24 protein-coding genes are annotated in these 23993 nt (G+C 32.6%); 13 read left to right on the top strand and 11 right to left on the bottom strand.

The genetic code is table 11. The annotated features are described in order from the left end of the window. Positions 1-42: 42 nt before the first annotated feature. The 5 genes from MW871_RS01000 to MW871_RS00980 all read left to right on the top strand — a co-directional run bounded on the left by MW871_RS01000 (position 43) and on the right by MW871_RS00980 (position 6187). A complete protein-coding gene (locus tag MW871_RS01000) occupies positions 43-1017 on the top strand; it encodes a PorP/SprF family type IX secretion system membrane protein (protein WP_210645112.1) in 975 nt (324 codons plus the stop codon). A 153-nt stretch (positions 1018-1170) separates the two neighbouring features. Further along, complete coding sequence (locus tag MW871_RS00995; RefSeq protein ID WP_248427260.1) at positions 1171-2358, top strand: phosphoglycerate kinase; 1188 nt, start codon at positions 1171-1173, stop codon at positions 2356-2358. A 298-nt stretch (positions 2359-2656) separates the two neighbouring features. Next, a complete protein-coding gene (locus MW871_RS00990) occupies positions 2657-4672 on the top strand; it encodes a LysM peptidoglycan-binding domain-containing protein (RefSeq protein ID WP_248427259.1) in 2016 nt (671 codons plus the stop codon). Positions 4673-4720: 48 nt separating this feature from the next. Then, on the top strand, positions 4721-5698 hold the full coding sequence (locus tag MW871_RS00985; protein WP_248427258.1) for a DUF4837 family protein: 978 nt from the start codon (positions 4721-4723) through the stop codon (positions 5696-5698). A gap of 42 nt (positions 5699-5740) precedes the next feature. Next, positions 5741-6187: a GNAT family N-acetyltransferase gene (locus MW871_RS00980; protein ID WP_248427257.1), complete on the top strand. Its 447-nt coding sequence runs from the start codon at positions 5741-5743 to the stop codon at positions 6185-6187. Here MW871_RS00980 and MW871_RS00975 read toward each other — a convergent pair whose 3' ends face one another. From MW871_RS00975 to rnpA, 4 genes are read right to left on the bottom strand one after another with little or no spacing between them, the layout of a single operon-like run. Then, positions 6188-6997 (bottom strand): OmpA family protein, encoded by an 810-nt coding sequence (locus MW871_RS00975; protein ID WP_248427256.1) that lies wholly within the window; start codon positions 6995-6997, stop codon positions 6188-6190. It lies immediately after the preceding gene. Continuing rightward, positions 6994-8631 (bottom strand): S41 family peptidase, encoded by a 1638-nt coding sequence (locus MW871_RS00970; RefSeq protein ID WP_248427255.1) that lies wholly within the window; start codon positions 8629-8631, stop codon positions 6994-6996. The genes MW871_RS00975 and MW871_RS00970 overlap by 4 nt, the downstream gene beginning before the upstream one ends. Then, positions 8631-9470 (bottom strand): DUF4349 domain-containing protein, encoded by an 840-nt coding sequence (locus tag MW871_RS00965; RefSeq protein WP_248427254.1) that lies wholly within the window; start codon positions 9468-9470, stop codon positions 8631-8633. Before MW871_RS00965 ends, MW871_RS00970 begins: the two co-directional genes overlap by 1 nt. 43 nt (positions 9471-9513) lie before the next feature. Next, on the bottom strand, positions 9514-9894 hold the full coding sequence (gene rnpA, locus MW871_RS00960) for a ribonuclease P protein component (RefSeq protein WP_188049239.1): 381 nt from the start codon (positions 9892-9894) through the stop codon (positions 9514-9516). Between the two features lie 124 nt (positions 9895-10018). Here rnpA and MW871_RS00955 point away from each other — a divergent pair, with 124 nt between their 5' ends. From MW871_RS00955 to MW871_RS00945, 3 genes are all read left to right on the top strand, one after another. Then, positions 10019-10756, top strand: coding sequence for a lysophospholipid acyltransferase family protein (locus tag MW871_RS00955; protein WP_248427253.1), 738 nt, complete (start codon positions 10019-10021; stop codon positions 10754-10756). A gap of 16 nt (positions 10757-10772) precedes the next feature. Then, entirely contained in the window at positions 10773-11762 is a 990-nt protein-coding gene (locus MW871_RS00950; protein WP_210645099.1) for an acyl-ACP desaturase, read from the top strand. An 86-nt stretch (positions 11763-11848) separates the two neighbouring features. Beyond that, the gene (locus MW871_RS00945) at positions 11849-12502 is read left to right on the top strand and encodes an HD domain-containing protein (protein WP_210645097.1); all 654 of its coding nucleotides are present in this window, start codon (positions 11849-11851) and stop codon (positions 12500-12502) included. 91 nt (positions 12503-12593) lie between these two features. Here MW871_RS00945 and MW871_RS00940 read toward each other — a convergent pair whose 3' ends face one another. The 7 genes from MW871_RS00940 to MW871_RS00910 form a co-directional block, all read right to left on the bottom strand. Next, entirely contained in the window at positions 12594-12998 is a 405-nt protein-coding gene (locus tag MW871_RS00940) for a hypothetical protein (protein WP_188049235.1), read from the bottom strand. Between the two features lie 147 nt (positions 12999-13145). Further along, positions 13146-13928, bottom strand: a complete 783-nt coding sequence (locus MW871_RS00935) for an enoyl-CoA hydratase/isomerase family protein (RefSeq protein ID WP_248427252.1) — start codon at positions 13926-13928, stop codon at positions 13146-13148. A gap of 10 nt (positions 13929-13938) precedes the next feature. Continuing rightward, a complete protein-coding gene (locus MW871_RS00930; RefSeq protein WP_248427407.1) occupies positions 13939-15354 on the bottom strand; it encodes a sensor histidine kinase in 1416 nt (471 codons plus the stop codon). A 58-nt stretch (positions 15355-15412) separates the two neighbouring features. Beyond that, the gene (locus MW871_RS00925) at positions 15413-15967 is read right to left on the bottom strand and encodes a CopD family protein (RefSeq protein WP_210645093.1); all 555 of its coding nucleotides are present in this window, start codon (positions 15965-15967) and stop codon (positions 15413-15415) included. Beyond that, positions 15954-17309: an MATE family efflux transporter gene (locus tag MW871_RS00920; protein ID WP_188049232.1), complete on the bottom strand. Its 1356-nt coding sequence runs from the start codon at positions 17307-17309 to the stop codon at positions 15954-15956. The genes MW871_RS00925 and MW871_RS00920 overlap by 14 nt, the downstream gene beginning before the upstream one ends. Further along, positions 17310-18365: a ferrochelatase gene (hemH, locus tag MW871_RS00915; RefSeq protein WP_210645091.1), complete on the bottom strand. Its 1056-nt coding sequence runs from the start codon at positions 18363-18365 to the stop codon at positions 17310-17312. It abuts the gene before it with no gap. 103 nt (positions 18366-18468) lie between these two features. Further along, entirely contained in the window at positions 18469-19335 is an 867-nt protein-coding gene (locus MW871_RS00910; RefSeq protein WP_210645089.1) for a helix-turn-helix domain-containing protein, read from the bottom strand. 349 nt (positions 19336-19684) lie between these two features. On the opposite strand from MW871_RS00910, the gene MW871_RS00905 reads away from it, so the two are divergent. From MW871_RS00905 to hemC, 5 genes are all read left to right on the top strand, one after another. Beyond that, complete coding sequence (locus MW871_RS00905; RefSeq protein WP_248427251.1) at positions 19685-20074, top strand: hypothetical protein; 390 nt, start codon at positions 19685-19687, stop codon at positions 20072-20074. 141 nt (positions 20075-20215) lie between these two features. Further along, positions 20216-20653 carry a hypothetical protein gene (locus MW871_RS00900; protein ID WP_188049228.1) on the top strand — a complete coding sequence of 146 codons (438 nt, stop codon included), beginning with the start codon at positions 20216-20218 and terminating at the stop codon, positions 20651-20653. A gap of 19 nt (positions 20654-20672) precedes the next feature. Next, on the top strand, positions 20673-21266 hold the full coding sequence (locus MW871_RS00895; RefSeq protein ID WP_248427250.1) for a globin family protein: 594 nt from the start codon (positions 20673-20675) through the stop codon (positions 21264-21266). A gap of 486 nt (positions 21267-21752) precedes the next feature. After that, positions 21753-23012 carry a glutamyl-tRNA reductase gene (hemA, locus tag MW871_RS00890; RefSeq protein ID WP_210645083.1) on the top strand — a complete coding sequence of 420 codons (1260 nt, stop codon included), beginning with the start codon at positions 21753-21755 and terminating at the stop codon, positions 23010-23012. A gap of 60 nt (positions 23013-23072) precedes the next feature. Beyond that, on the top strand, positions 23073-23993 hold the full coding sequence (gene hemC, locus MW871_RS00885; protein ID WP_248427249.1) for a hydroxymethylbilane synthase: 921 nt from the start codon (positions 23073-23075) through the stop codon (positions 23991-23993).

The raw sequence follows: 23993 nt of genomic DNA, 5'->3' as shown, positions 1-23993 counted from the left end.
CCAAAACTGATGATTGTATTCTCTTAATTGAAAAAAAATAGAATGAAAAAAATAATTGCCTCATTACTACTCTTGACTGTAACCTACAGCTACGGTCAAGAGTTAAATTTACCGGTTTTTACTCAGTATTTGGCTGATAATAACTTTGTCGTTTCTCCTACTTTTGCGGGTATAGGTGATAATTTTAGAATTAGAGCAAATGGATTGACGCAGTGGGTTGGGATAAAAGATGCTCCCGATAATCAATCGGTTTATGCTGACTTTAGAATTGCAGATCAATCGGGTGTTGGTGTCTCTTTATACAATGACAGCAACGGATATACCAGACAAACCGGAGCAAAGGTTTCCTTTGCCCACCACTTGATATTGGATTATTATTCCAAGCAATATTTGTCTTTTGGTCTTTCGTATAACATCAACACATTTAAAATTGATATTGATAAGTTCAATACCACTTATGAACGTCCAATTCCAGATGCTGCGATAACCAATAACAGATATGTAGCCAACAATAACTTTGATGTGGGACTTTTGTACCGTAATAAAGGGTATTACATCAGTGTTAATGCTAGTAATGTTTTAAGCAAAAATGCAGATCGTTTTGTTGGAGTAGAGCCAACTTTACTTTTAAACTATCAGATCTATTCTGGATATGTTTTTAAAGTTCCTGGTGATGGAAGAGCCGAGATTGAACCTTCAACCTACATTCAGTATTTTGCAAGTGATAAGCGTTCTAGTACCGATTTAAATGTCAAGTACCGTAAGTACAATCGATACGATGATTATTATTGGGCTGGAATTTCATATCGTTTCTTAAACGATCAAGTAGCTAAACCTTTAAATGTTGGTCCCATGTTGGGTCTTAAAAAGTCAAGTTTTTATTTTGGATATTCCTACCAACTGACATTAAATCAACTAGCGGCTTATAATTCAGGAACTCACGTGGTAACCCTAGGATTTGATTTCTTACAAGGAGTTAGTAATTGTCCTTGTACGCAAAGTCCAGTCCATGATTAATGAATTCCTTTTTTAATTTTTTAATAAATTTTTAAAATAATTAAGCATTCAATTTTCAATTATAAGGTGTAATTCATCAATTTTCAAAAACAAACTCTTTTAAAAATTTTATATTTGTTGAGCTATCAATGAAAATAAACTAAAAAATAAACAATGAGAACTTTAAATGATTTTGATTTCAAAAATAAAAAAGCAATAATTCGTGTTGATTTTAATGTCCCTTTGGATGAAAATTTCAAAGTGACTGATGCCACGCGTATTGAAGCTGCAAAACCAACCATTGATGCTATTCTTGCCCAAGGTGGAAATGTTATTTTGATGTCTCATTTGGGGAGACCTAAAGGAATTGAAGAGAAATATTCTTTACAACATATTTTGGCAAAAACTTCTGAAATTTTAGGAGTGCCGGTTCAGTTTGTATCCAACTGTGTGGGAACAGAAGCTAATACTGCTGCAGCCAATTTGAAACCTGGTGAAGTACTATTGTTAGAAAACCTACGTTTCCATAGTGAAGAAGAAGCTGGAGATGCTGCTTTTGCAAAAGAGCTGGCTAGTCTGGGTGATATTTATGTAAATGATGCCTTTGGAACTGCTCATAGAGCACACGCTTCAACGACTATAATTGCTCAGTTTTTTCCAAAAGATAAATGTTTTGGTTTGCTGTTAGCCAAAGAAATTGAAAGCTTGAATAAAGTTTTAAAAAATAGCGAAAAACCAGTTACAGCAGTTTTAGGAGGATCTAAAGTTTCGTCTAAAATTACCGTTATCGAAAATATTTTGGATAAGGTGGATCACATGATTATTGGTGGGGGAATGACTTTTACTTTTGTAAAAGCACTAGGAGGTAAAATTGGCAATTCAATTTGCGAAGATGACAAAATGGAGTTGGCACTAGAGATCTTAAAACTAGCCAAGGAAAAAGGGGTTCAAATTCATCTTCCAGTTGATGTTGTGGCTGCGGATGCTTTTTCTAATGATGCAGCAACACAAATTGTAGCTGTTGATAAAATTCCGGACGGATGGCAAGGATTAGACGCTGGGCCAAAATCATTAGAAAAAATTAAAGAAGTAATACTAGCCTCTAAAACTATTTTATGGAACGGTCCGTTAGGCGTGTTTGAACTTGAAAATTTTGCAAATGGAACGATTGCCTTAGGTAATTTTATTGCTGAAGCAACTGCAAAAGGAGCTTTTTCTCTAGTTGGCGGAGGGGATTCTGTAGCAGCCGTAAAACAATTTGGTTTAGAAAATAAAGTGAGTTATGTTTCTACAGGTGGAGGAGCGATGTTAGAAATGCTTGAAGGCAGAGTATTGCCTGGTATTGCTGCAATCCTTGACTAATTAATAAACAATATAAATTCTTTTTAGTATTATAAAGCACCATAATATAGTCTTAAAAAACTGTTAAACAATTCTTAAAACCTTAACGATACTGTATTGTTAAGGTTTTTTTGTTTGATAAAATTACGAATAGTATCCTATAAACTATTTTCATGCAGAATTAGTCAAAAAATACGCACAATTAAGCTAAATATTGCATTTTTAACATTTTTTGCGCGGGATTTTAGATTTTAGCTATTATGTTTGTAAATTATGCTTTTTCTAATCATTTGAAATATAGCTATTTGATCACAACGTTATGACTATAAAAAATACCACCTTATCTTTTTTTCTATTATTTTCAGTACAGATATTTTCACAGCAGAGTTATGAAAACAGCGTAATTGATAAATTTGAACCTAAATTATCCTATCTTGATTCTATAAAGAAAACATTTGTTAAAAATGAATTAGCTGCCCGAGTAGATAGCTTATGGATGCAGGAACTGACAAGTTTAGACCTTTATAAAACAATATCAGATGACATTGAGACTATTAATATAGACGCCGATGTGGATTACGAATTGCCAACGGATCTTTTAAAGGAAAGATTAGCGGCAATGGATGCCAAATCTCCTTTCAATATTGAGTACAATCAAGGTTTAGAAAATATTATCAAATCGTTTTTGAAAAATAGGAAAAAATCTTTTGAGCGATTAATGGGTTTTTCAGAATATTATTTTCCAATTTTTGAAGAAGCTTTAGCCAAACAAAATGTTCCACTTGAGATAAAATACTTAGCTGTTGTAGAATCTGCATTAAATCCAAGAGCAATTTCTAAAATGGGCGCCACCGGATTATGGCAATTTATGTATCATACCGGAAAGCAGTACGGGTTAAAAATCGATTCTTATATCGATGAACGCAGCGATCCTTTAAAATCTAGTGCAGCCGCCACACAATACATGACAAATATGTACAAAATGTTTGGCGATTGGGATTTGGTTTTAGCCTCCTATAATTCAGGACCTGGAAATGTTGCCAAAGCGATTCGACGTTCTGGTGGACAAAAAAATTACTGGAACATTAGAAAAAATTTACCCAAAGAAACGCAAGGCTATGTTCCCGCTTTCCTTGCTACAATGTATCTTTATGAATACCACAAAGAACATGGTATTGTACCACAAAGAGCAGCTGTAAAACATTTTGCTACCGATACCATTAGAATTAAACAACAAATCACCTTTAAACAATTAGGGGATTTGTTAGACGTTCCAATCGCACAATTGCAACTTTTAAACCCATCGTATAAACTTAACATTGTCCCTTTTTATAATGATGAAAATCACTATTTGAGACTTCCTCAAGATAAAGTAGCTATTTTTGCTTCTAATGAAGATAAAGTTTACGCTTACACGGAGTATGAACTAGACCAAAGAGAAAAGCCATATCAAGCCATAAAAGCGCTAGCTAGTAACAATAGTAATAATTCTAACTTTAAGACTTCTAAACTATCAAAAACCACTTATTACAAGGTAAAACGAGGAGACAACCTTGGTGCTGTAGCAAATAAGTATGATGTTTCTATTGCTCAATTAAAAAAATGGAATAATCTAAAAGGAAATGCAGTTGCTTATGGAAGAAGTTTAAAGATAATAACCAACCAGAAAGAAGAGCAAGCCATTAAGAAAGAAGTTAAAAATGATATTATTTCTGAAATTACTACTTCAAAAAATCAAGCTTTAGCTGCTAAGTCAAATAAAAATAGTGATGCGACTCCCACAGATGCAGGTTCACAATATATCGTTCAAAAAGGAGATAATTTAGGTGCTATAGCCCAAAAGTATAACGTAACAGTAGCCCAACTTCAGGAATGGAACGGACTAATAAATAATAATGTGCAGTATGGTGTTGCTTTACAAGTCTCTCCAAAGGAAATGGAAACTAAGGAAGAAGTAGTGGCTAAGCAAGAACGTAAGGATATCGAATACATCGTTCAAAAAGGAGATAATTTAGGTACAATTGCTACTAGATTTGGAGCTTCATTAACGGAATTGAAACACTGGAACAAACTTGCAGATAACACGCTTGCTATTGGAAAAACATTAATTGTTGCCAAAGATGAGGTGGTAATTGTTACAGACAAAGCAACTGTAGATTCTTTTAAAAACAAAACTACAAAACAAGCTACAACGGATTATTACGTTAAAAAAGGAGACTCCCTTTTTAGTATCGCAAGAAAGTATCCTGGAACTACTATCGCTGATTTAAAAAAATGGAATGATATTAGCAATGAAGATATTAAACCTGGAATGAAGCTAAAAATAAACGGATAATACAATAAACTTCTATAAATTTGGGTTTTATTTTTTAATAAAGTAGTAATGAATAAGACCCATTTTCTAATTATCTGTATTTCTCTTTTGTTATTTTCTTGTAAAAAAGAGAATGATGGTTTACCTCGTAAAACCAATGGGAAAATAAATACCATCTCCGTAATTATTGATGATCAATTATGGAATGGCGATGTGGGAGATAGCATTCGAAATAAGTTTGCCGCACCTGTAATTGGCTTGCCTCAAGAAGAGCCTTTGTTTAATATCAATCAATATCCCACAAAACTTTTAGAAGGATTTATGACCGATACGCGCGCGATTATCGTTGTAAAAAAAGATATACAAAATAAGTTTGAAATTCGTAAAAATCAATATGCCGCTCCGCAAAACGTATTTCATATTTCTGGAAAAACAAGTACTGATATTATTGATTGCATAGAAAAGCATGCGCCTCAAATGATTCAAATCATTAAACAAGCGGAAATAGAAGAGAATCAAAGAATCAATAGCCTTTCCTTAATTGATCCTAAAGTGATTGCTAATAAATTTCATATTGACATCAAAATTCCTTCTGGTTATGCTTATGTGCTACAAAAAAGTAATTTTATGTGGCTCAAAAAAGAAATTATAGGTGGGAACAATAGTGTTTTACTATACCAAGTCCCACTTAGTACCATAAAAAAGCATGGTGATTTTGTAAGTTGTATTGTAAAAATGCGCGATTCTATTGGTAAATTATACATTAGTGGAAAAGAGCCCAATACCAATATGCTGACTGAAGAAGCGTATGCACCTTATCTTTTTAAGAGCAATCACGACGGTAAAGAAACCTACGAAACTAAAGGAACTTGGCAATTAAATAATGATTTTATGTCTGGCCCTTTTATCAATTACGCCATTGTAGATCCCGAGTATAACCGGATATTAGTATTAGAAGGATTTTGCTATGCCCCATCAAAAGACAAAAGGGACTTAATGCATGAACTAGAAGCGATTATAAAATCAGTTGTAATTATCAAAAGATAGTTAGTAATTGCTTTTATTTGTAATTTAAAATTAAATAAACCTATGGAAATACAGTGGACAATAAAAACATTTGATGCGCTTTCTGTTCATGAACTGTACGATTTATTACAATTAAGAAGCGAGATATTCGTTGTAGAACAAAATTGTGTTTACTTAGATCTTGACGGTAAAGATAAAGTGGCTCTGCATTTAATAGGCAAATATGATGATAATATTGTTGCACATGCCAGACTTTTTAAACCAGGTATTAGTTTTGATAATGCTTCTATTGGGCGAGTAACAGTTGCAATAAAGTACAGAGATAGAAAATGGGGACATGAGTTAATGCGCAACGCTATCAATGGAATTAAAGATCATTTTAACGAACAAAAAATAACTATAGGAGCACAACTGTATCTTAAAAGGTTTTATGAAAGTCACGGCTTTGTACAAACCAGCGAAATGTATTTAGAAGATGATATTCCGCATATTGAAATGATCAAAGGCTAACTAAATTTTTAATATTAAAAATTCAACACGGCGGTCCAATTCTTCTCCTTGGCCTAAAGGAAATTTATTGCCATATCCTGCATAACGCATTCTTAAGCTATTAATGCCTTTGTCTAATAAGTATTTATAAACATTTTTGGCGCGATTCAACGAAAGTTTGCGTTGCAATGTTTCTTTATCAATAGCATCATTGAAATAAGATGGAGTACAACAGACGTGACCAATAATTTTAAATTCCATTGTCTTTTGTTGTTGTAATAAAGTTACAATTTTGTCCAATTCTTTTTTAGACTGTTCCGTTAATTTACTACTTCCCATTCTAAATAAAATTTTTTCAAGATAAATACGATCTCCTGTTTTATGGTTCTCTTGAAAGGAATTGTAAATCCCTTTTCCAAAACTATTTTTCTTAACAAGAAATAAATCGACTCGTCTGTTTTTGGAACGGGTTTCGGAGAGGTTAGATTCTTCTTCTTTTTTTAAAAGAACACGCCCTTTACCTTCAAAAATCATGATTTTATTTTTATTAAATCCTGCTTCAGTTAGGATGTTTTGAACGGTGTTGACTCTTTTTCTAGAAAGTTCGTAATTGTAATCATTGGCACCTCGATCATCGCAATAGCCATAAATCTGAATCGATTCTACTTTCGTAGTGTCGGTGTTTTTCAAAAAATTTAAAATCCCTTTTACTTGATCTTCATAAAGATTGAATTTGTCAAATTCGAAATATACGGTTTCCACAGGTTTATCCTGAGCTGACAAGCAGCTAAAGAACAGTAGAGCCAATATTTTGATTGACTTTTTTATCATGTTTTTAAAATCGAATTATAGGTTGCAGAAGTATTAAGAACGGTTGTTGCTCTTTTGATTTCTGCATTGTTTTGAATGTAATATTGGTACAAACCTTCTTGATATTGAAATCTTTTTATAATCTCATTAACAATCAAACTTTTTATTTCTTTTTGATTTTTATCTAATAAGTTATTTTCGCTCTTTTGAAGTGCCGATAATAATTGTTGGTATTCTAATTGTATCGATTCGTCTAGTTTTTCTTTTTTGGCTATAGCCAAAGTGTTTTTCAAAGCCAATTCCGTTTCTGTATCAAACGAGAAATTTTGAGTTTTCAAAAATTGTTTAAAGTCCGCATAATCGGTATCGGAAATCACAGGAATCTTGGATCCTAAATTAGGGTTTTTATAATAGTAAGAAGTAACATAATTAAAAATTCCGTCGTTGCGAATCAAAGCATTTGTAATCGGACTTGATTTTGCTTCTTCCATCTCAATATCGGGTTGAATTCCTCCGCCGTCATAAACAGTTCTTCCTTTTCTGGTTTTAAAGGCCGTATAATTTTTCTCCTCTGTTTTGATAGCCATTCCGTTTTGATCTTTCTTAGAGTAATCTAAAGCTTGAATGCATCTTCCGGAAGGCGTATAATAGCGTGAAATAGTCACTTTTAGTTGCGTTCCAAAAGTAAGATCAACGGGTCTCTGAACCAATCCTTTTCCAAAACTGCGACTTCCTACTATAACCGCACGATCTAAGTCTTGTAAAGCGCCTGCTACAATTTCTGAGGCAGAAGCGCTTCTGTCATTCACCAATACAATCAACGGAATTTGTGTGTCTACCGGATCTTGGGTCGTTTTATAAGTACTGTTGTGTTTTTCTATTTTTGATTTTGTGGTAACAATAATTTCATTTTTTGCTACAAAAAGATTGCAAATATTGACTGCTTCATTCAAAAGTCCTCCGGGATTGTCTCTAACATCTAATATAATTCGCTCGGCACCTTGTTTTTTTAGTTGTTCTAAAGCTTCTTTGGTTTCCTGAGATGCTTTTTTGCTAAAACGTGCCAATACAATATATCCTGTTTTGTCATCAATTTTAGCATAAAATGGAACTGATTTTATTTCGACTTCATCCAGAATGATTTGTGTAGTATTTGGTTTTCCTTGACGCAAGAATTTAATGTCAATTTTGGTATTCTTGGTTCCTTTAAAAAGATTAGAAGCTTCTTCTTTGTAATCCGCTAAAATGACGTCTCCAATCTGAATGATCTCGTCTCCCGCTTTTAATCCTGCTTTATCAGCGGGAAAATTTTTATAGACTTCCTTGATGATTAACTGCTCTTTTTTTCTGGTCAATAAAGCCCCAATTCCTGTATATTCTCCAGTATTATTTATCTTAAAACGAAGTACATCTTGCTCGTTAAAATAGACTGTATAAGGATCCAAGCTGGCAAGCATTCCTTTAATTGCTTTATCCATTAAATCTCCAGGATTGGTTTCGTCTACATAATTCTTATTGAGTTCTTTGAAAAGCGTAGTGAAGATCTCTATTTGCTTGGCAATTTCAAAAAAATCGTCTTTAAAACTGCTACCTATAAATAGAAAAGTAGCTGCTACAACGGGAATTATGAATTTTTTTTTAAGGAAAGAATACATTATTTTTTATTTTTTGTATTACGTCTATTTTTAATAAAATAAACTAAAACAGTTAGAATAATCAGAAAAGGCCAAATGCTAATCAAAACAATAAACACACTAGAAATACTGTTGAATCCAGATTTTATTGCGGTCCAGATTTTCATTCCGTAAGAACTTGTAACGCCACTCTCACCTGCAACGGGTTTGTAAAATTCTATTGTTAAGGTGCTAAAGGAAACGCGATTTTGTAAATAATTTAATTGTCCTTGTTTAGACTCTATTTCTTCGCGAATAGTAGAAAGCTGTGCTTCAATTTCAAGTATTTCAGAAACTTTGTTTGCTTTTTTTAAAAGATCAAGATAGCGATTTTCTAAAACTTTTTTAGCTTTCAGTCGGGCACTCATATCAATAAATTCTGCAGTTACATCTTGAGAAGTTATTTCTTTATTATCAAAATAGGTAATTCCTTTAGAAACTTCAGTTAAAAAAACATCGAATTTTTGATTGGGAATACGAATGATTAATTTTCTAAATATAGAGTTATAATCCTTGCCTTCTGTATCATTTTGTATGGATGCGTTTTGATTTTTTACAGCCTTTTGTATTTGAGTATATGTCGCTTCTAAATCATTAGTTTCAAAACGAATGTTTCCCTCTTTAATTATTTTTTGCTCGGTTTCTAGAGTTTCCGAGTCAGGATTTGCGGTATCATTTTTTACAAATTTTACCTTCTCATTTTTTTTATCTAATACCGACAATGCATTTGTATCCTCATTGACGGATAAATTGTTTTCTGCTTTTTTACAATTGGAAAAAAGAGCCATTAAAAGTAACGGTAGAATTATTTTGTATTTCATTCATTAAGGATTTGAATGATAAAAATACAAAAAATAGAATAGCTTAGATTTCTTTTTTTATTTGTAGTAAAAACTTCTCGAATAACTGAATCGTTTTAGTATTGATTTCTTCGTAAGTAAGACGATCTTTAGTTTGATAAAAGAACATGAAGGAGTACGGTTGGTCTAAATTATCAATTAGTAAATGTTTGTTGAGTCGATAGGTTTCGCGAAGGATGCGTTTGAAATAATTTCTATCTACTGCTTTTTTAAAATTTTTCTTAGAAACAGAAACACCCATTTTGATTTTCTCCCCTTCGCCAAAAGTACCTGATTTATAGACTAAACGCAACGGATATTTTGAAACTGATTTTCCTTCAGTAAACAATAATCCAATAGTGATTTTACTTTTTAGCTTTTCGTTTTTTGGGTATTTAAAATTCATTTTAATATAAAAAGGCGTAAATTTAGAAGGGCAAAGTTACAATTAAACGATGAGGTGATATATTGTTTTGTATTTAAATAACCCTAAAAAATTATTTAGTACTTTTGTAGCTAATTTTTAAAGCATGCAAAAAATAGTTTCGTATCCCATTTCTGTTATTTATTATTTATTTTTTGGTCTAACATTGCTCGTATTTCACCCAATTCAGTGGATTTGTTTTAATGTCTTTGGATATCAAGCACATAAAATAAGTGTAGATTATTTAAATTTTTTCTTATTAAGATGTACCAATATTTTAGGAACAACTTATAAATTTGAAAATATAGAAAGTATTCCTAAAGATGTTCCACTTATTTTTGTGTCTAATCATCAAAGTATGTATGATATCATTGCAATGATTTGGTTTTTCCGTCGTTTTCATTGTAAATTTGTCAGTAAAAAGGAATTGGGCAAAGGAATTCCTAGTGTATCTTATAATTTGCGTCATGGAGGTTCTGTGCTTATTGATCGAAAAGATCCCAAACAAGCCATTCCTGCGATCAAAGGATTAGGAGAATATATTGAAACAAACCATCGTTCGGCAGTAATTTTTCCAGAAGGAACGAGAAGTAAAACGGGTAAGCCAAAAGAATTTGCACAAAGTGGTTTGAAAATTTTGTGTAAGTATGCGCCCTCTGCTTACGTAGTGCCAGTAAGTATAAACAATTCTTGGAAAGTCGTTAAATACGGGTTTTTTCCGTTAGGTTTAGGAAATCGACTTACCTTTGTGGTACACGAGCCATTAGCAGTTGCAGCGCATGATTTTGCTGAGTTAATGGAGAAAACAGAGAAAGCAGTTGTGCAAGGAATAAAATTTAATTAATATAAATTTATATATAATGTCAATAAAAAACATTCGATTAGAAGTAATGCAGTTTTTAGAAAAAAACGTAGAGAGCTTTGTCGATCAGTATCTTATTCCAGTAGAAAAAATATGGCAACCAACCGATTTTTTGCCTAATTCTCAAAGCGATACTTTTTTTGATGAGGTGACAGAACTACGTGAAATTGCAAAAGATTTACCATACGATTTCTGGGTAACTTTAGTTGGTGATACCATTACCGAAGAAGCATTACCAACTTACGAATCTTGGTTGATGGATGTAGAAGGGGTTGATAATGTCGAAAGAAATGGTTGGTCTAAATGGATCAGACAATGGACAGGCGAGGAAAATCGTCATGGAGATGTACTAAACAAATATTTATACTTGTCTGGTCGTGTAAACATGCGCGAAGTAGAAATGACAACCCAACATCTGATTAACGATGGTTTCGATATTGGAACCGGTAGAGATCCTTACAAAAATTTTGTGTACACCAGTTTTCAAGAATTAGCAACCTATGTTTCTCACAACAGAGTAGCACAAATGGCTAAAAAATATGGCGATAATAAATTGTCAAAAATGTGTAAAATGATTGCTGGTGACGAAATGCGTCATCATCACGCATATAGTGAATTTGTAAACCGTATTTTTCAGGTAGATCCTAGCGAAATGATGCTTGCTTTTCAATATATGATGAAAGCTAAAATCGTTATGCCTGCGCATTTCTTAAGAGAATCTGGGGAAAAAATAAGCACTGCTTTCGAACAATTTTCTGATTCCGCTCAACGAATTGGGGTTTATACTGCTTCTGATTATGTTGATATTATGCAAAAATTAATCGATAAATGGGAAATTGATAAAATAGGTGGTCTTACAGATGAAGCAGAAAAAGCAAGAGATTATCTGATGAAATTACCAGGTAGAATGGCTAAAATTTCTGAAAGATTAGTAATTCCGCAGGAATCTCATATTTTTAAATGGGTTGAACCTGCTGTTTTAAGATAAATTTTGAAGTTCTAAATAAAAACAAAATGTTGGATTTTGAAGTACTGACTTTAAAGTTCAACATTTTTTTTAATTATAAATAAATAATGATAAAGTCTGATTTGATAAGTAAAACCATTTCTTTCGTCAAAGCAAAACTAGAAAATGCCGAAGGCGGACACGATTGGTTTCACATAGAAAGAGTTTACAGAAATGCAATATTAATTTCTAAAAATGAAGTTTGCAATGCTACGATAGTTCAATTAGGAGCGTTGCTTCATGATATTGCGGATAGTAAATTTCATGATGGCGATGAGACTATAGGTCCAAAGATAGCGCGTGAATTTTTAGAGTCGCAAGAAGTGGATCAAGAAATAATAACTCATGTGATCCATATTATCGAAAACATCTCTTTTAAAGGAGGAAATTTCGAAAAGCAGTTTACTTCAAAAGAATTAGATATCGTTCAAGATGCAGACCGTCTAGATGCCATAGGCGCTATAGGAATCGCTAGGATGTTTAATTACGGAGGATTTAAAAACAGAACGATCTATGATCCTAAGATTGCACCAAACACAAAAATGACTAAAGAAGAATACAAAAAGAATGATTCACCGACCATTAATCATTTTTATGAAAAATTATTCCTTTTGAAAGATAAAATGAATACGGAAACGGGAAAGGAAATTGCAAAAGCAAGACACCGTTATATGGAAGGTTTTTTGTCTGAGTTTTATGCTGAGTGGGAAGGAGAGAAGTAAGATTTGAGATTGTGGAATAACGATTTTAGATTTCAGATTTTTTGGATTGCTGATTTTAAAATCAAAAATCAGCAATCGTTAATCAAGAATCTTAAATCTGAATCCCTTTTTCCTTCATTTCAAGAATTACATCTGAAGCATTTTTAAAAGTTGGTGCTTGTTCTACAATAGTTCCTACTCTTTTCTTATTTAGCTTAAAAGTAATATCATTTTCAGTGGTAAATAATAAGGCGGTCAAAAACGGATTATTCATGTACGGAGCCAATACCATAAAGGCTTCGTCTATAGTGTGCGTCGATTCTATTTCTTCAGTTTTGTATTTTGCGGTAAGCGAAAGTGCAAAAACATCATTCTCTAATAAAACCGGACGAACATAGATATTTTTCAAATCAGTGTCACCAATTGTTTTGGCTAATGTTAATTTAGCATAGGTTTTATTTTGAATACTTTCTTTAACTTTTACCCAAAATTGGGCAAATATAGGTTGGTAGGACATATTGTTGTATTTAGTATGTGGTGTAAAATTAAAAACGGAATCACAAAATTAGGTTTTGTAGATCAAACAATATGTTTTTGGAGTGAGATTATTTTAAAGAAACTTAATTTAAATAAAAAGAGAGCCTATTTGGCTCTCTTTTAGTTCTTACTTCCCAGTAAATACGGCTTTTCTTTTCTCTAGAAATGCGGTGGTACCTTCTTTGAAATCTTGAGTTCCAAAACATTTTCCAAAGGCTTTAATTTCGGTTTCATAACCATTTTTGCCTTCTTTGAAATTAGCATTAATTGCTTTTATTGCTTTGCCAATAGCATAAGGAGAATTTTTTAATATTTTACTTGCTATATCGTTGCAAAAAGTTAAAAGTTCTGCTTGAGGTACTACGTGATTTACAAGACCTGTACGGTAGGCATCATCTGCAGTAAGCATTCCTGCAGTTATAATCATTTCCATGGCACGACCTTTTCCTATTAATTGAGGCAAACGCTGTGTTCCTCCATATCCTGGAATGACACCTAATGAAACTTCTGGCAATCCCATTTTTGCATTATCTGATGCTATTCTAAAATGACAGGCCATAGCCAATTCTAATCCACCACCTAAGGCAAAACCATTTACTGCTGCGATTACAGGTGTTTTTAAATTTTCAACAAAGTCAAATAATTTTTCTTGTCCTTCAGCTGCCAATTTTGTTCCTTCCTCGATCGAATAGTGTGCAAATTCAGAGATGTCTGCTCCAGCAACGAAAGCTTTTTCGCCACTTCCTGTCAAAATAATAACTTGAATTTCAATGTTTTTGTCTAACTTTTTAAAAGCTTTGTGCAAATCATTTATCGTAGCAACATTAAGAGCATTTAGCTTTGTTGGACGATTAATTGTAATGGTAGCAATATTATTTTCAATAGTAATTAAGATGTTTTCGTAGTTCATGCCGCTAGTTTTAGGTGTTAATAATAGGTAAGGAAACCGTAAATGTAGTTCCTTTTCCAAATTGAGTTTCAAAGGTAATTGTTCCTTTATAATTTTCTATAATGTTTTTTATAATTCCCAAACCAAGACCCATTCCACTACTTTTTGTGGTAAATTTTGGCTCGAATATGCGAGCAATATCTTTGGGTTGAATTCCAATTCCGTTGTCTGTAAAAGTGATTAATACATTATTGTTTTCTTTTTTAATACGAACAATAACCGATTTTTCATCTTGTTGTTCTGGAATGGATTGTATGGCATTTTTAGCCAAATTGGTGATAATTCGGATCAGTTGTGTACGATCAATTACGGATATAATTTTGGGTACTTCACTAATGACTTGTATGTACTCTTCATTAAAAATATCCATGGCAAGCTCGACAACCTCAACAACATTCAAGGTTTCATTTTGCTGTGCTGGCATCGAGGCAAAGTTCGAGAATGCCGAAGCTACAGCAGTCATTGTATCAATTTGTTGAATTAGAGTCTCGGAGTAATCATTCATTTTTTGTTTGACACTTGGATCATTGGGATCAAATTTTCTCTGAAAACTCTGTACCGTGAGTCGCATTGGCGTAAGCGGATTCTTGATTTCATGTGCCACTTGTTTGGCCATTTCGCGCCAAGCTTCTTCGCGTTCGCTTTGTGCAAGTTTTAAGGCACTTTTCTCTAACTCATCTACCATACCGTTATATGAGTTTATCAAAAGGTTTATCTCTTTGCTGCTGGCTTCTAAAACGATTTTCTCATTTTTTTGACTTAAACTCGTTTCACTTAATTTGTCGGAAATGGTTTTTAGTGATTTTGTGATGTAGGAAGAAAGGAAATAGGCTAATGCAAAAGCCATAATTAGCATGAAGGAATAGACTTGACCCAACCGAATTAGAAAACTATTTAATTCGTTTTCATAGTAACCGTCATCCTCTACATAGGGTAAATTTAAAATTCCCAATGGTTTGAATTTATCATCTTTTATTTGGCTAAAAGCAGAACGATTCTTTTTTCCGTCAATGGTTTTAATGTCTACATATCTTTTTTCAATGGAGGAGCGAACTAGTTTTAAAATATATTTGGGTATTGGCGGAGCTACTTTATCAACAGAAAATGATTCTTTGGATGACTTTAATAGTTTTCCGTCTAAACTGTAAATATTAATTTCGACGTTGTGAATGTGGGCTAATTCATGAATTTTATCTTTGAATATCAAGTCTAAATTGCCAGTAGTAAGAGGATAAGTAGTAGTCGAAAGGATAAAATTGATGTGCTGTTTTACTGCATTTTCATTTCTTTCTAATCGTTGTTGGTGGTAAACTTTTGCTTCATTCTTGAACTGAATGATCGAGATAGAAGCCAAGATAACAGAAGCCATTAATATCAATACAATCATCGAAAGGAAAATCCTTATACGTAATGAAAATGTTGCTATTTTAAAACTTTTAATCATATTAAGATTGATTTCTTTCCCTTATTTTTTTGTAAAATTTAAATCCAAGCATAATTAAAACTGAAAAGGCAAAAATACCTATCACACCATAAATCCAGTTTACAGCATTTTTTAAAACTACCAAAAAAACGACTGCAAATAGAATTATTGTAGCACCTTCATTCCACAAACGCATAAAAGTATTGCTATATTTTACTTTGTTATTTTGTAAATCTTTGAATATTAAATGACATTTCCAGTGGTACAAATACAATAAAAAGACGAAGCATAATTTGACATGCATCCAAGGCATTTTTAACCAAGCTTGACCTAAATCTGTAAATATTAACATCCAAAAAGCAAAAATACTCGCTAAAACAGCCGATGGCCAAGTGATAATATACCACAATCTATAGGTCATTATTTTGTATTGTTTTTGTAATATTTCTTTTTCAGGTGATGGTTTTTGATCGGCTTCGATTTGGTAAACAAATAGGCGAACGATATAAAATAAACCAGCAAACCAGGTAATTACAAAGATAAGGTGTAAGGATTTGAGGTAATTATAATATTCCATCGTTGGTGTGAATTAATTTGGTGTTCATTTCTTTTTTTAGAAAATAACCGGTCAATAAAGTGGAAAGTATATCGGCTATTGGGAATGCAATCCAGACTCCAAAAATACCTAAAAAATTTGGTAGTATCAGCACCAAAGGAATTAAGAAAAATCCTTGTTTGCTCAATGTTAAAAGCAATGCCTTTTTTGCTTTCCCCGCAGCTTGAAAATATGCAGCGCCTATCAATTGAATCGCAATTATGGGCGAAGCTGCAAATACCCATCGTAAGGCATTTGGCGTTTGAGCAATGACAAGGGCGTCCGTAGTGAAAACGGCAGTGATGGGTTTTGCAAAAATTAAAATAACTACAAAAATAAGAGTGGCTAAAATAGCCGCATATTTTATAGAAAGGGATACACTCTCCTTGACTCTTTCATAATATCCGGCACCATAGTTATATCCTGCAATAGGCAAAAAACCTTGTGTAATGCCTAATATAGGAAACAAAGCAAACATTAACATTCTGCTTATAATTCCGTAAATAGCAACAGAATGTTCTCCTCCGTAAGAATATAAAGTATGGTTTAATAGTATAGATAAAACACTGACAACACCTTGTCTTGAAAAAGTGACGAAACTTAGCTCTGAGATTTCTTTTACAATTGGCATCTTAAATTTAAAATGCTTCATTTTTAGCTTTAATTCACTTTTAAAAATAAAGAACCAAAGCACAAATAAAAAACAACTAAAATAAGAAATGGCTGTTGCCATTGCAGCGCCAAACATGCCTAAGTTTAAATATTTAATAAAAAGTATGTCTAAGCCAATATTAACAAATGCTGGTACAATCATGGCTACCATTGCAAATTTAGCTTTCCCTTCGGCTCGAATAATGTTGTTTCCCATCATGCAAAGCGCTAAAAAAGGCACTGATATAATAATAGGGAAAAAGAATTCTCGTGCAGGTTGAATAATTGCTCCTTTTGCTCCAAAAAGGGCTAACATTTCGTCGCTAAAAAAAAGACCTAAAAAAACAAAAATTGACGATAATAAAAGCGTCATCATTATTTGATTTGCAAAAGTATTTTTAGCCTTTTCTTTATGATTGGCGCCTAATGCTCTAGAAAGTACCGAGCCGCCACCTACGCCAATCGCCATTCCTAAGGATGAAATCAAAAAGGTGATGGGTAAAACTATTGTTACCGCCGCAATGGCTAAAGATCCAATCCATTGTCCAACGAAAATGGTGTCAATCAAAATATTGACTGACATAAACAAAACACCAATAGACGATGGAACTGCTTGTTTTATAAGCAGTTTTTTAATGTCTTGAGTTCCTAAATCATCGGCGGTAACAGCCATTTATGCGTTTGTTTTTTCAGTGTTAGCAGTGACAGCAACAGGGGTGTTTGACCAAGTTGTGATCCAATTACCTACAGTGGCGCACCATTCATCACTATCATTTAAACAAGGAATCGCTAGAAACTCTTCTCCACCATGCACTTTAAATTCATGATTGGCTTCCATCGCAATTTCTTCTAAAGTTTCTAAGCAATCCGATACGAAAGCAGGAGTAACAACAGCAAGTTTTTTAATTCCTTTTTCGGGCATTTTATTCACTTCTACGTCAGTGTAAGGCGTAAGCCATTTGTCACCTGCTAAACGCGATTGAAAAGTTTGACTATATTTTCCCTCAGGAATACCCAATAATTTTACGACTTGTTTAGTAGTTTCGTAACATTGATGACGGTAGCAAAACTCATGGGCTGGTGAAGGCGTGTTGCAGCAAGAACCATCTATTTTACAATGTGATTTAGTAATATCTGTTTTGCGAATGTGACGTTCTGGAATTCCGTGATACGAAAATAACAAATGATCATAATCAAAACCTTGTAAGTGGCCTTTGATCGAATCAGCAAGATTCTTGATGTAATCTGGTTTGTTGTAAAATGCAGGAACAATAGTAAATTTCATTTCCGGGAAATGCTTTTTACGTAAATCTTCAGCAAGTTCTAAAATGGTTGTCGTAGAAGCCATTGCGTGTTGCGGGTACAACGGAAAAAGCAATACTTCATTTACACCTTTGTCATGCAATTCTTGTAAGCCAGACAGTAAAGAAGGATTTCCGTAACGCATCGATAATGCAACTGGCACATCAACTAATTGTTTTACTTTCTCGTGCATTCTTTTAGAAATAACGACTAAAGGCGAACCCTCGTCCCACCATATTTTTGCATAAGCTGCAGCAGATTTTTTAGGTCTGGTTTGAAGTATGATTCCACGAACTAGTAATGCTCTCAATAAAAACGGAACATCAATAACGTATTTATCCATTAAAAATTCGTCTAAATACGGTTTTACATCTTTTGGAGTTGGACTTTCTGGAGATCCTAGATTTACTAATAATACGCCTTTCATTGTTTCTGTTTTATTTTCTTCAAAAGTACTTCAAGAACCTTCTTAGAAGTATGATAAATGTTAGTTTTTACTTATTCTATTATGCTTAAAACCAATCGTATTTTTACACATTGGTGTTTATAGACATTAAATATTTTTTTGGTGTAGTGGCAAATTTCTTTTTAAAAGCTGCAATAAAGTGACTTCCGGTACTGTATCCTATTTTTAATCCTACTTCGTTTACATTGTAAGAGCCGCTATCTAATAATTTACGGGCGTAATCCATTTTATAATCAAACAGAAATCCGTAAACGGTATCGCCATAAATTTGCTTAAAACCCATTTTTAGTTTTTTCAAATTCAAACCAATTTCATCTGCTAATTCTTGTAATCCGGGTGGTTCGGCCATATTTGCGATAATGATTTCTTTTGCTTTTCGAATTTTTAATACATTTTCCTCATCAATCAAGAAAGGGCATTGCTCTGCATTTGGATCTTCAGTTCTATTAAAGTATAAGCTTAATAATTCATATCCTTTTCCTTTATAATACAGGTTTTTTATCGAAGGATTTAAATTGTAATGAAACATTTGATTCAATACAATTGCCATTGACGGACTAATATCAGTCTCGTTATAATATTTTTTTTCTTTATTTTCTTTGCTTAAAAAAGGAATGTTTTCGGCATCACTAGTAAAAAGTCCGTGAAATTTTTTGATAGAAACAAATATAGAAATCAACCAAGTTTTTGGAGCAATTTCAACATGTAAAGGCAATTCTTTCTCGGTGTTATAAAACAATAATGCTTTTTCTTCTTTGAGTTTTAAACTGTAATTTCCTTGATTAAAATTAAAGTTAGCATTTCCTTTTAATCCAAAATGAAATTGAATCAAGCCCAATTGTACTGGTCGTTGAAATACTGCAACCTCATCTGAGTTGTTTTGAAAACGAATTAAAATGAAATCATCGTCAATCTTTATTTCTTCTTCCATCTTTTTGATTTTTTTAATTCAATGTAATAGCATCAATTATTGTTAACTGATACCATATCGACCTTCAAAATTAAATCTTTTTCATGGTTAAACCTTTACTTCACTCTAAATTTATAAAATCTTTAATTTTTGAGGATGTTATTTTAAAACTAAGTCGATCTCAGTATGACTTTATTTATCATTATACTACTCGCAATTGATTCAATTAATTACTATAAATAAGCAACAAGCTTCCCATGCACTTACGATGAAACTCTTGCTTTAGTTTTAGGAATGTTAGGTTCAAGACTATAAATCCAATGTTTCGTTTTTAACGTAGATAAACTAAACGTTAAACAAAAACTATAACATGTTCAAAAAATCACTGTTCGCATTTTTTATTTTCTTAATAATCTCGTTTTCTGCTTATTACTTCATCTATAAAAAGGATAAAAGTTTTAAAAATGAGAAAGCTATTTATTCTTTAGATATATCTGTACTTCAACTAGAGTTTATTGCTAATGATAGCCTTGCTCGAACTAAGTATTTAGGTCAAACCATTGAATTAGTTGCTGTGGTTACGAATATAGATCAAGCGAATAATGTAGCTGTGCTTGATAATAAATTGTATGCCTTCTTTAGTAAAAATTTGCCTGCCAATCTGGAGTCGGGAAAAGTTTTTATAATTAAAGGGCGGCTGTTAAGTTATGACGAAACTTTAGAAGAGTTTAAAATGGATCATAGTGCTGTTGTACAGTGACATATTATTCTTGTTGAACCGCAGTAAATACTGCTTTTTAAGATATTAAAACTATTTAAATTTAATCTAAATAGCTTGAATTTCATTTTAAATCAAACCAAGACTTCTAATTGCCCGTAAATAATTGCAAAACCCATTATTATGAAATCCACAAACAAATTAATTAAAAGAGTACTTCAAGGTATTGCAATAATTGCAGTATTATTTGTAGCCATTCTTGTTTTTCACATTGTTACCGCTAAACCAGCAGTATATGATTCTCCAAATTTACAAATAAGCAGAATTGATTTTAAATCGAATATCGATTCGGTTAGAGCAAAAGAAATTTGTGCTGATTTAAGAACGATAAAAGGTTTGACTTCTGATTCTATTATTGTAAAAAGAAATGTGGTCGTTTATTTTCACAATAACAAAATTACGAATTCTCAAAAGGTTTATGATGAACTCATGACTAAAAGGCCTTATGAAGCAAATCAGTTTGTATTACCCGCTGGTTTGGCCAATAAAGAAGTATGTCCTATTGACCAAAATAGTATGACTTACAAAATATCACAAAAGATAAATAGATTTTTTAATTAACCCTTTAAACACAATTCTTATGAAAAATTATTCAAAAATTACACTTAGTGTATTATTCGTAGCCTCTGCAGCTTTTACTTCTTGTAGTAATGATGACGATGTTCCGGCAACACCAATGGTTAAAGCAACTATTTATGAGCGCCTTGGTGGATCAAAAATGGTAGCTGATCCAGATATGCCAGGACAAATGATTGAAGGAGGACGACTGTCTTTCCGTAAAGTGGTAAATTCAACAGTTGGACTTATAGTAGCAGATGTTCAAAGTAACGCTACTGGAAATTTAGGAGCTCACTTTGCGCCATTATTAACAGAAGTAGGAGCAGGAAACACTACTAAATTAGCTGTATTGGTTGATAATTTAACTGATTTTTTCTCTTTTAATACAGGAGGAACAAATGCAGTAAATACCTATTCGGGTATGAATATGGTCGCTACGCATGACCCCGCTAAAAACCAACGTATGGGAACAAAAGCAAGTGATGCTGATTTTACTAAATTTGAAGGTTATGTTGGTGCAGCAGCAGTTGCTAACGGAGTTAAATCGGATACAGAGTTGTACAAAGACATCGTTGTTGTATTAGAGTCTATCAGAAAACCAACCGTTCAGAAATAATATTTTTCTTTGATTAAAAACGCTATTCCGCTTGGATAGCGTTTTTATTACTAAGTATTTTAGGCTTATGTTTTATTAGCGAGTTATTAATTCGTTAGATTTTTAAATCAGTAAATTTTTCTCGATGTTTTATAAACGCAACTGTTGAAAAAAAATCAAACGGATTTATATAAGCTACTTTAATTTTTTACCAGACAGATCATCTACTTTCAAAATAATGCTTAAAAAAGATGTTAACATTATTTTGAAGAACTCTAAGCGATGTTTTTATTTAAAAATTAATAAAAAAACGCAAAGGCTTATTTAGAACTAATCTATATAATAAGCCATAATAACCTTGAATTCACTCTATTTTCAGATAAAATCTGTTTTGTAATTACTATTTTGAATCAAAATTTCCCTTAGCGATACAAAAAGCACTTACAGCGTTGTTTTTATAAAATAGTTAACAATAATTTTGTAGAACTTTTTTAAGAAAAGTATAATATGGAAAAATTCAATATGTCCAGAAACAGCACTTTTTATGCTTTAGGTTTAAGTTACAAAAAAGCTGACGCAACAATTAGAGGTAAATTTAGTTTAGATGCCAAAGCACAAGCTATCTTATTGATTCAAGCAGAGGCTGAGGGAATAGAATCTTTGATCGTTACTTCAACCTGTAATAGAACCGAAATTTATGGTTTTGCTAAACATCCTTACGAATTAATAAAATTACTTTGTGAAAACAGTAACGGTTCTGTAGAGGAATTTCAAGAGGTCGCTTACATTTATAAAAATCAAGAAGCCATTAATCATATGTTTCGTGTAGGAACTGGATTAGATAGTCAGATTTTAGGCGATTTTGAAATTATCAGTCAAATAAAAAATGCTTTTAATTTAAGTAAATCCAACGGTTTAATAAACACCTTTATGGATCGTTTAGTAAACTCGGTGATACAAGCCAGTAAAAGAATAAAAACTCAAACTGATATTTCCTCTGGAGCAACTTCGGTATCGTTTGCTTCTGTTCAATATATTTTTAAAAATGTAGAAGACATTGCTAATAAAAATATATTACTTTTTGGAACAGGAAAAATAGGAAGAAATACCTGCGAGAATTTAGTAAAACATACCAAACACAGTCAGATTACATTAATTAACCGTACCAAAGATAAAGCGGAAAAATTAGCTAGAAAACTGAATGTTGTAGTAAAAGATTATGCTGATTTGCAACTTGAATTGCAAAAAGCAGATGTAGTGGTTGTGGCTACCGGAGCACAAAATCCTACTATCGACAAAACTATTTTGAATTTAAAAAAGCCTTTGCTTATTTTAGATTTATCTATTCCTAAAAATGTAAACGAAAATGTGAATGATATTGAAGGAGTAACCTTAATACACATGGATCAGTTGGCTAAGATTACAGATGAAACCTTAGAAAACAGAAAGCAACATATTCCGCAAGCGGAAGCTATAATCGAAGAAATTAAGGAAGACTTTATCTCTTGGAATAAAAACCGAAAATTTGCTCCTACAATTCAGGCTTTAAAGGAAAAATTAAACGCTATTAAAGATGGGGAACTTAACTTTCAAAGAAAAAAAACACCTAATTTTCATGAAGAACAGGCTGAAATGATCAGCAATAGAATCATTCAAAAAATCACCAAGCATTTTGTGAATCATCTAAAGGATGGAGAATCAATGGATGAGGGTATTGAATGGATAGAAAAAGTATTTCAGTTAGAACAAGATAAATATTTTTCGTAGTTTAACACATTGAAAATGCTTTGAAGTACGAATACAGATTGGTGTAAAAATAAAATAAAAGTGGTCGAAAAAACAATACGCATAGGAACCCGAGATAGTGAACTCGCACTTTGGCAAGCCCACACAGTTGAAAAAAAACTAAATGATTTAGGGTATAAAACTGAAATTACTGCAGTAAAATCTCAAGGAGACATTCTTCTTGACAAACCGCTCTACGAATTAGGAATCACAGGAATTTTTACCAAAACATTAGACATTGCTATGATCAATGGTCAAGTTGATATTGCGGTGCATTCTATGAAAGATGTTCCTACGGCATTGCCAATAGGTATTGTGCAAGCAGCCGTTTTAGAGAGAGCCAATACACTCGATATCTTGGTTCATAAAGGTAATCTTGATTTTCTTGATACAGTAGGAACAATTGCAACAGGTAGTTTGCGTCGCCAAGCGCAATGGTTCAATAGATATCCCAATCATACAGTAGTAGATTTGCGTGGAAACGTAAATACTAGGATGAAAAAACTAGAAGATAATAATTGGGATGGCGCCGTTTTTGCCGCAGCAGGTTTAGAACGCATCAACTTGAAACCTTCAAATTTTATAAATCTTGATTGGATGATTCCTGCACCAGCACAAGGAGCTATGGTTATTGTTGCCATGGCAAATGATGAGTTTTGTAGAGATGCAGCGGCTGAATTAAATGATATCGAAACCGAAGTGTGTACGCACATTGAAAGACAATTTCTTAAAACTTTAGAAGGTGGTTGTACAGCCCCAATAGGAGCTTTAGCAGTAATGCAAGAAGATGATATAATCTTCAAAGGAGTATTATTCTCTCTTGACGGAAAACAAAAAATCGAAGTAAATAAAACAGTTCCATTAGAAGAATGGAAAAAATTAGGATACAAAGCCGCTAAAGAAGTTTTAGAGAACGGAGGAATTAGTTTAATGCAAAGTATTCGTAACGATTTAAAAAAGTAA

The organism is Flavobacterium pygoscelis, from assembly GCF_023162025.1.
Classification (GTDB): domain Bacteria; phylum Bacteroidota; class Bacteroidia; order Flavobacteriales; family Flavobacteriaceae; genus Flavobacterium; species Flavobacterium pygoscelis.
Note: the sequence above shows the minus strand (reverse complement) of the source record. Positions and strands in the feature narration are given on the sequence as shown.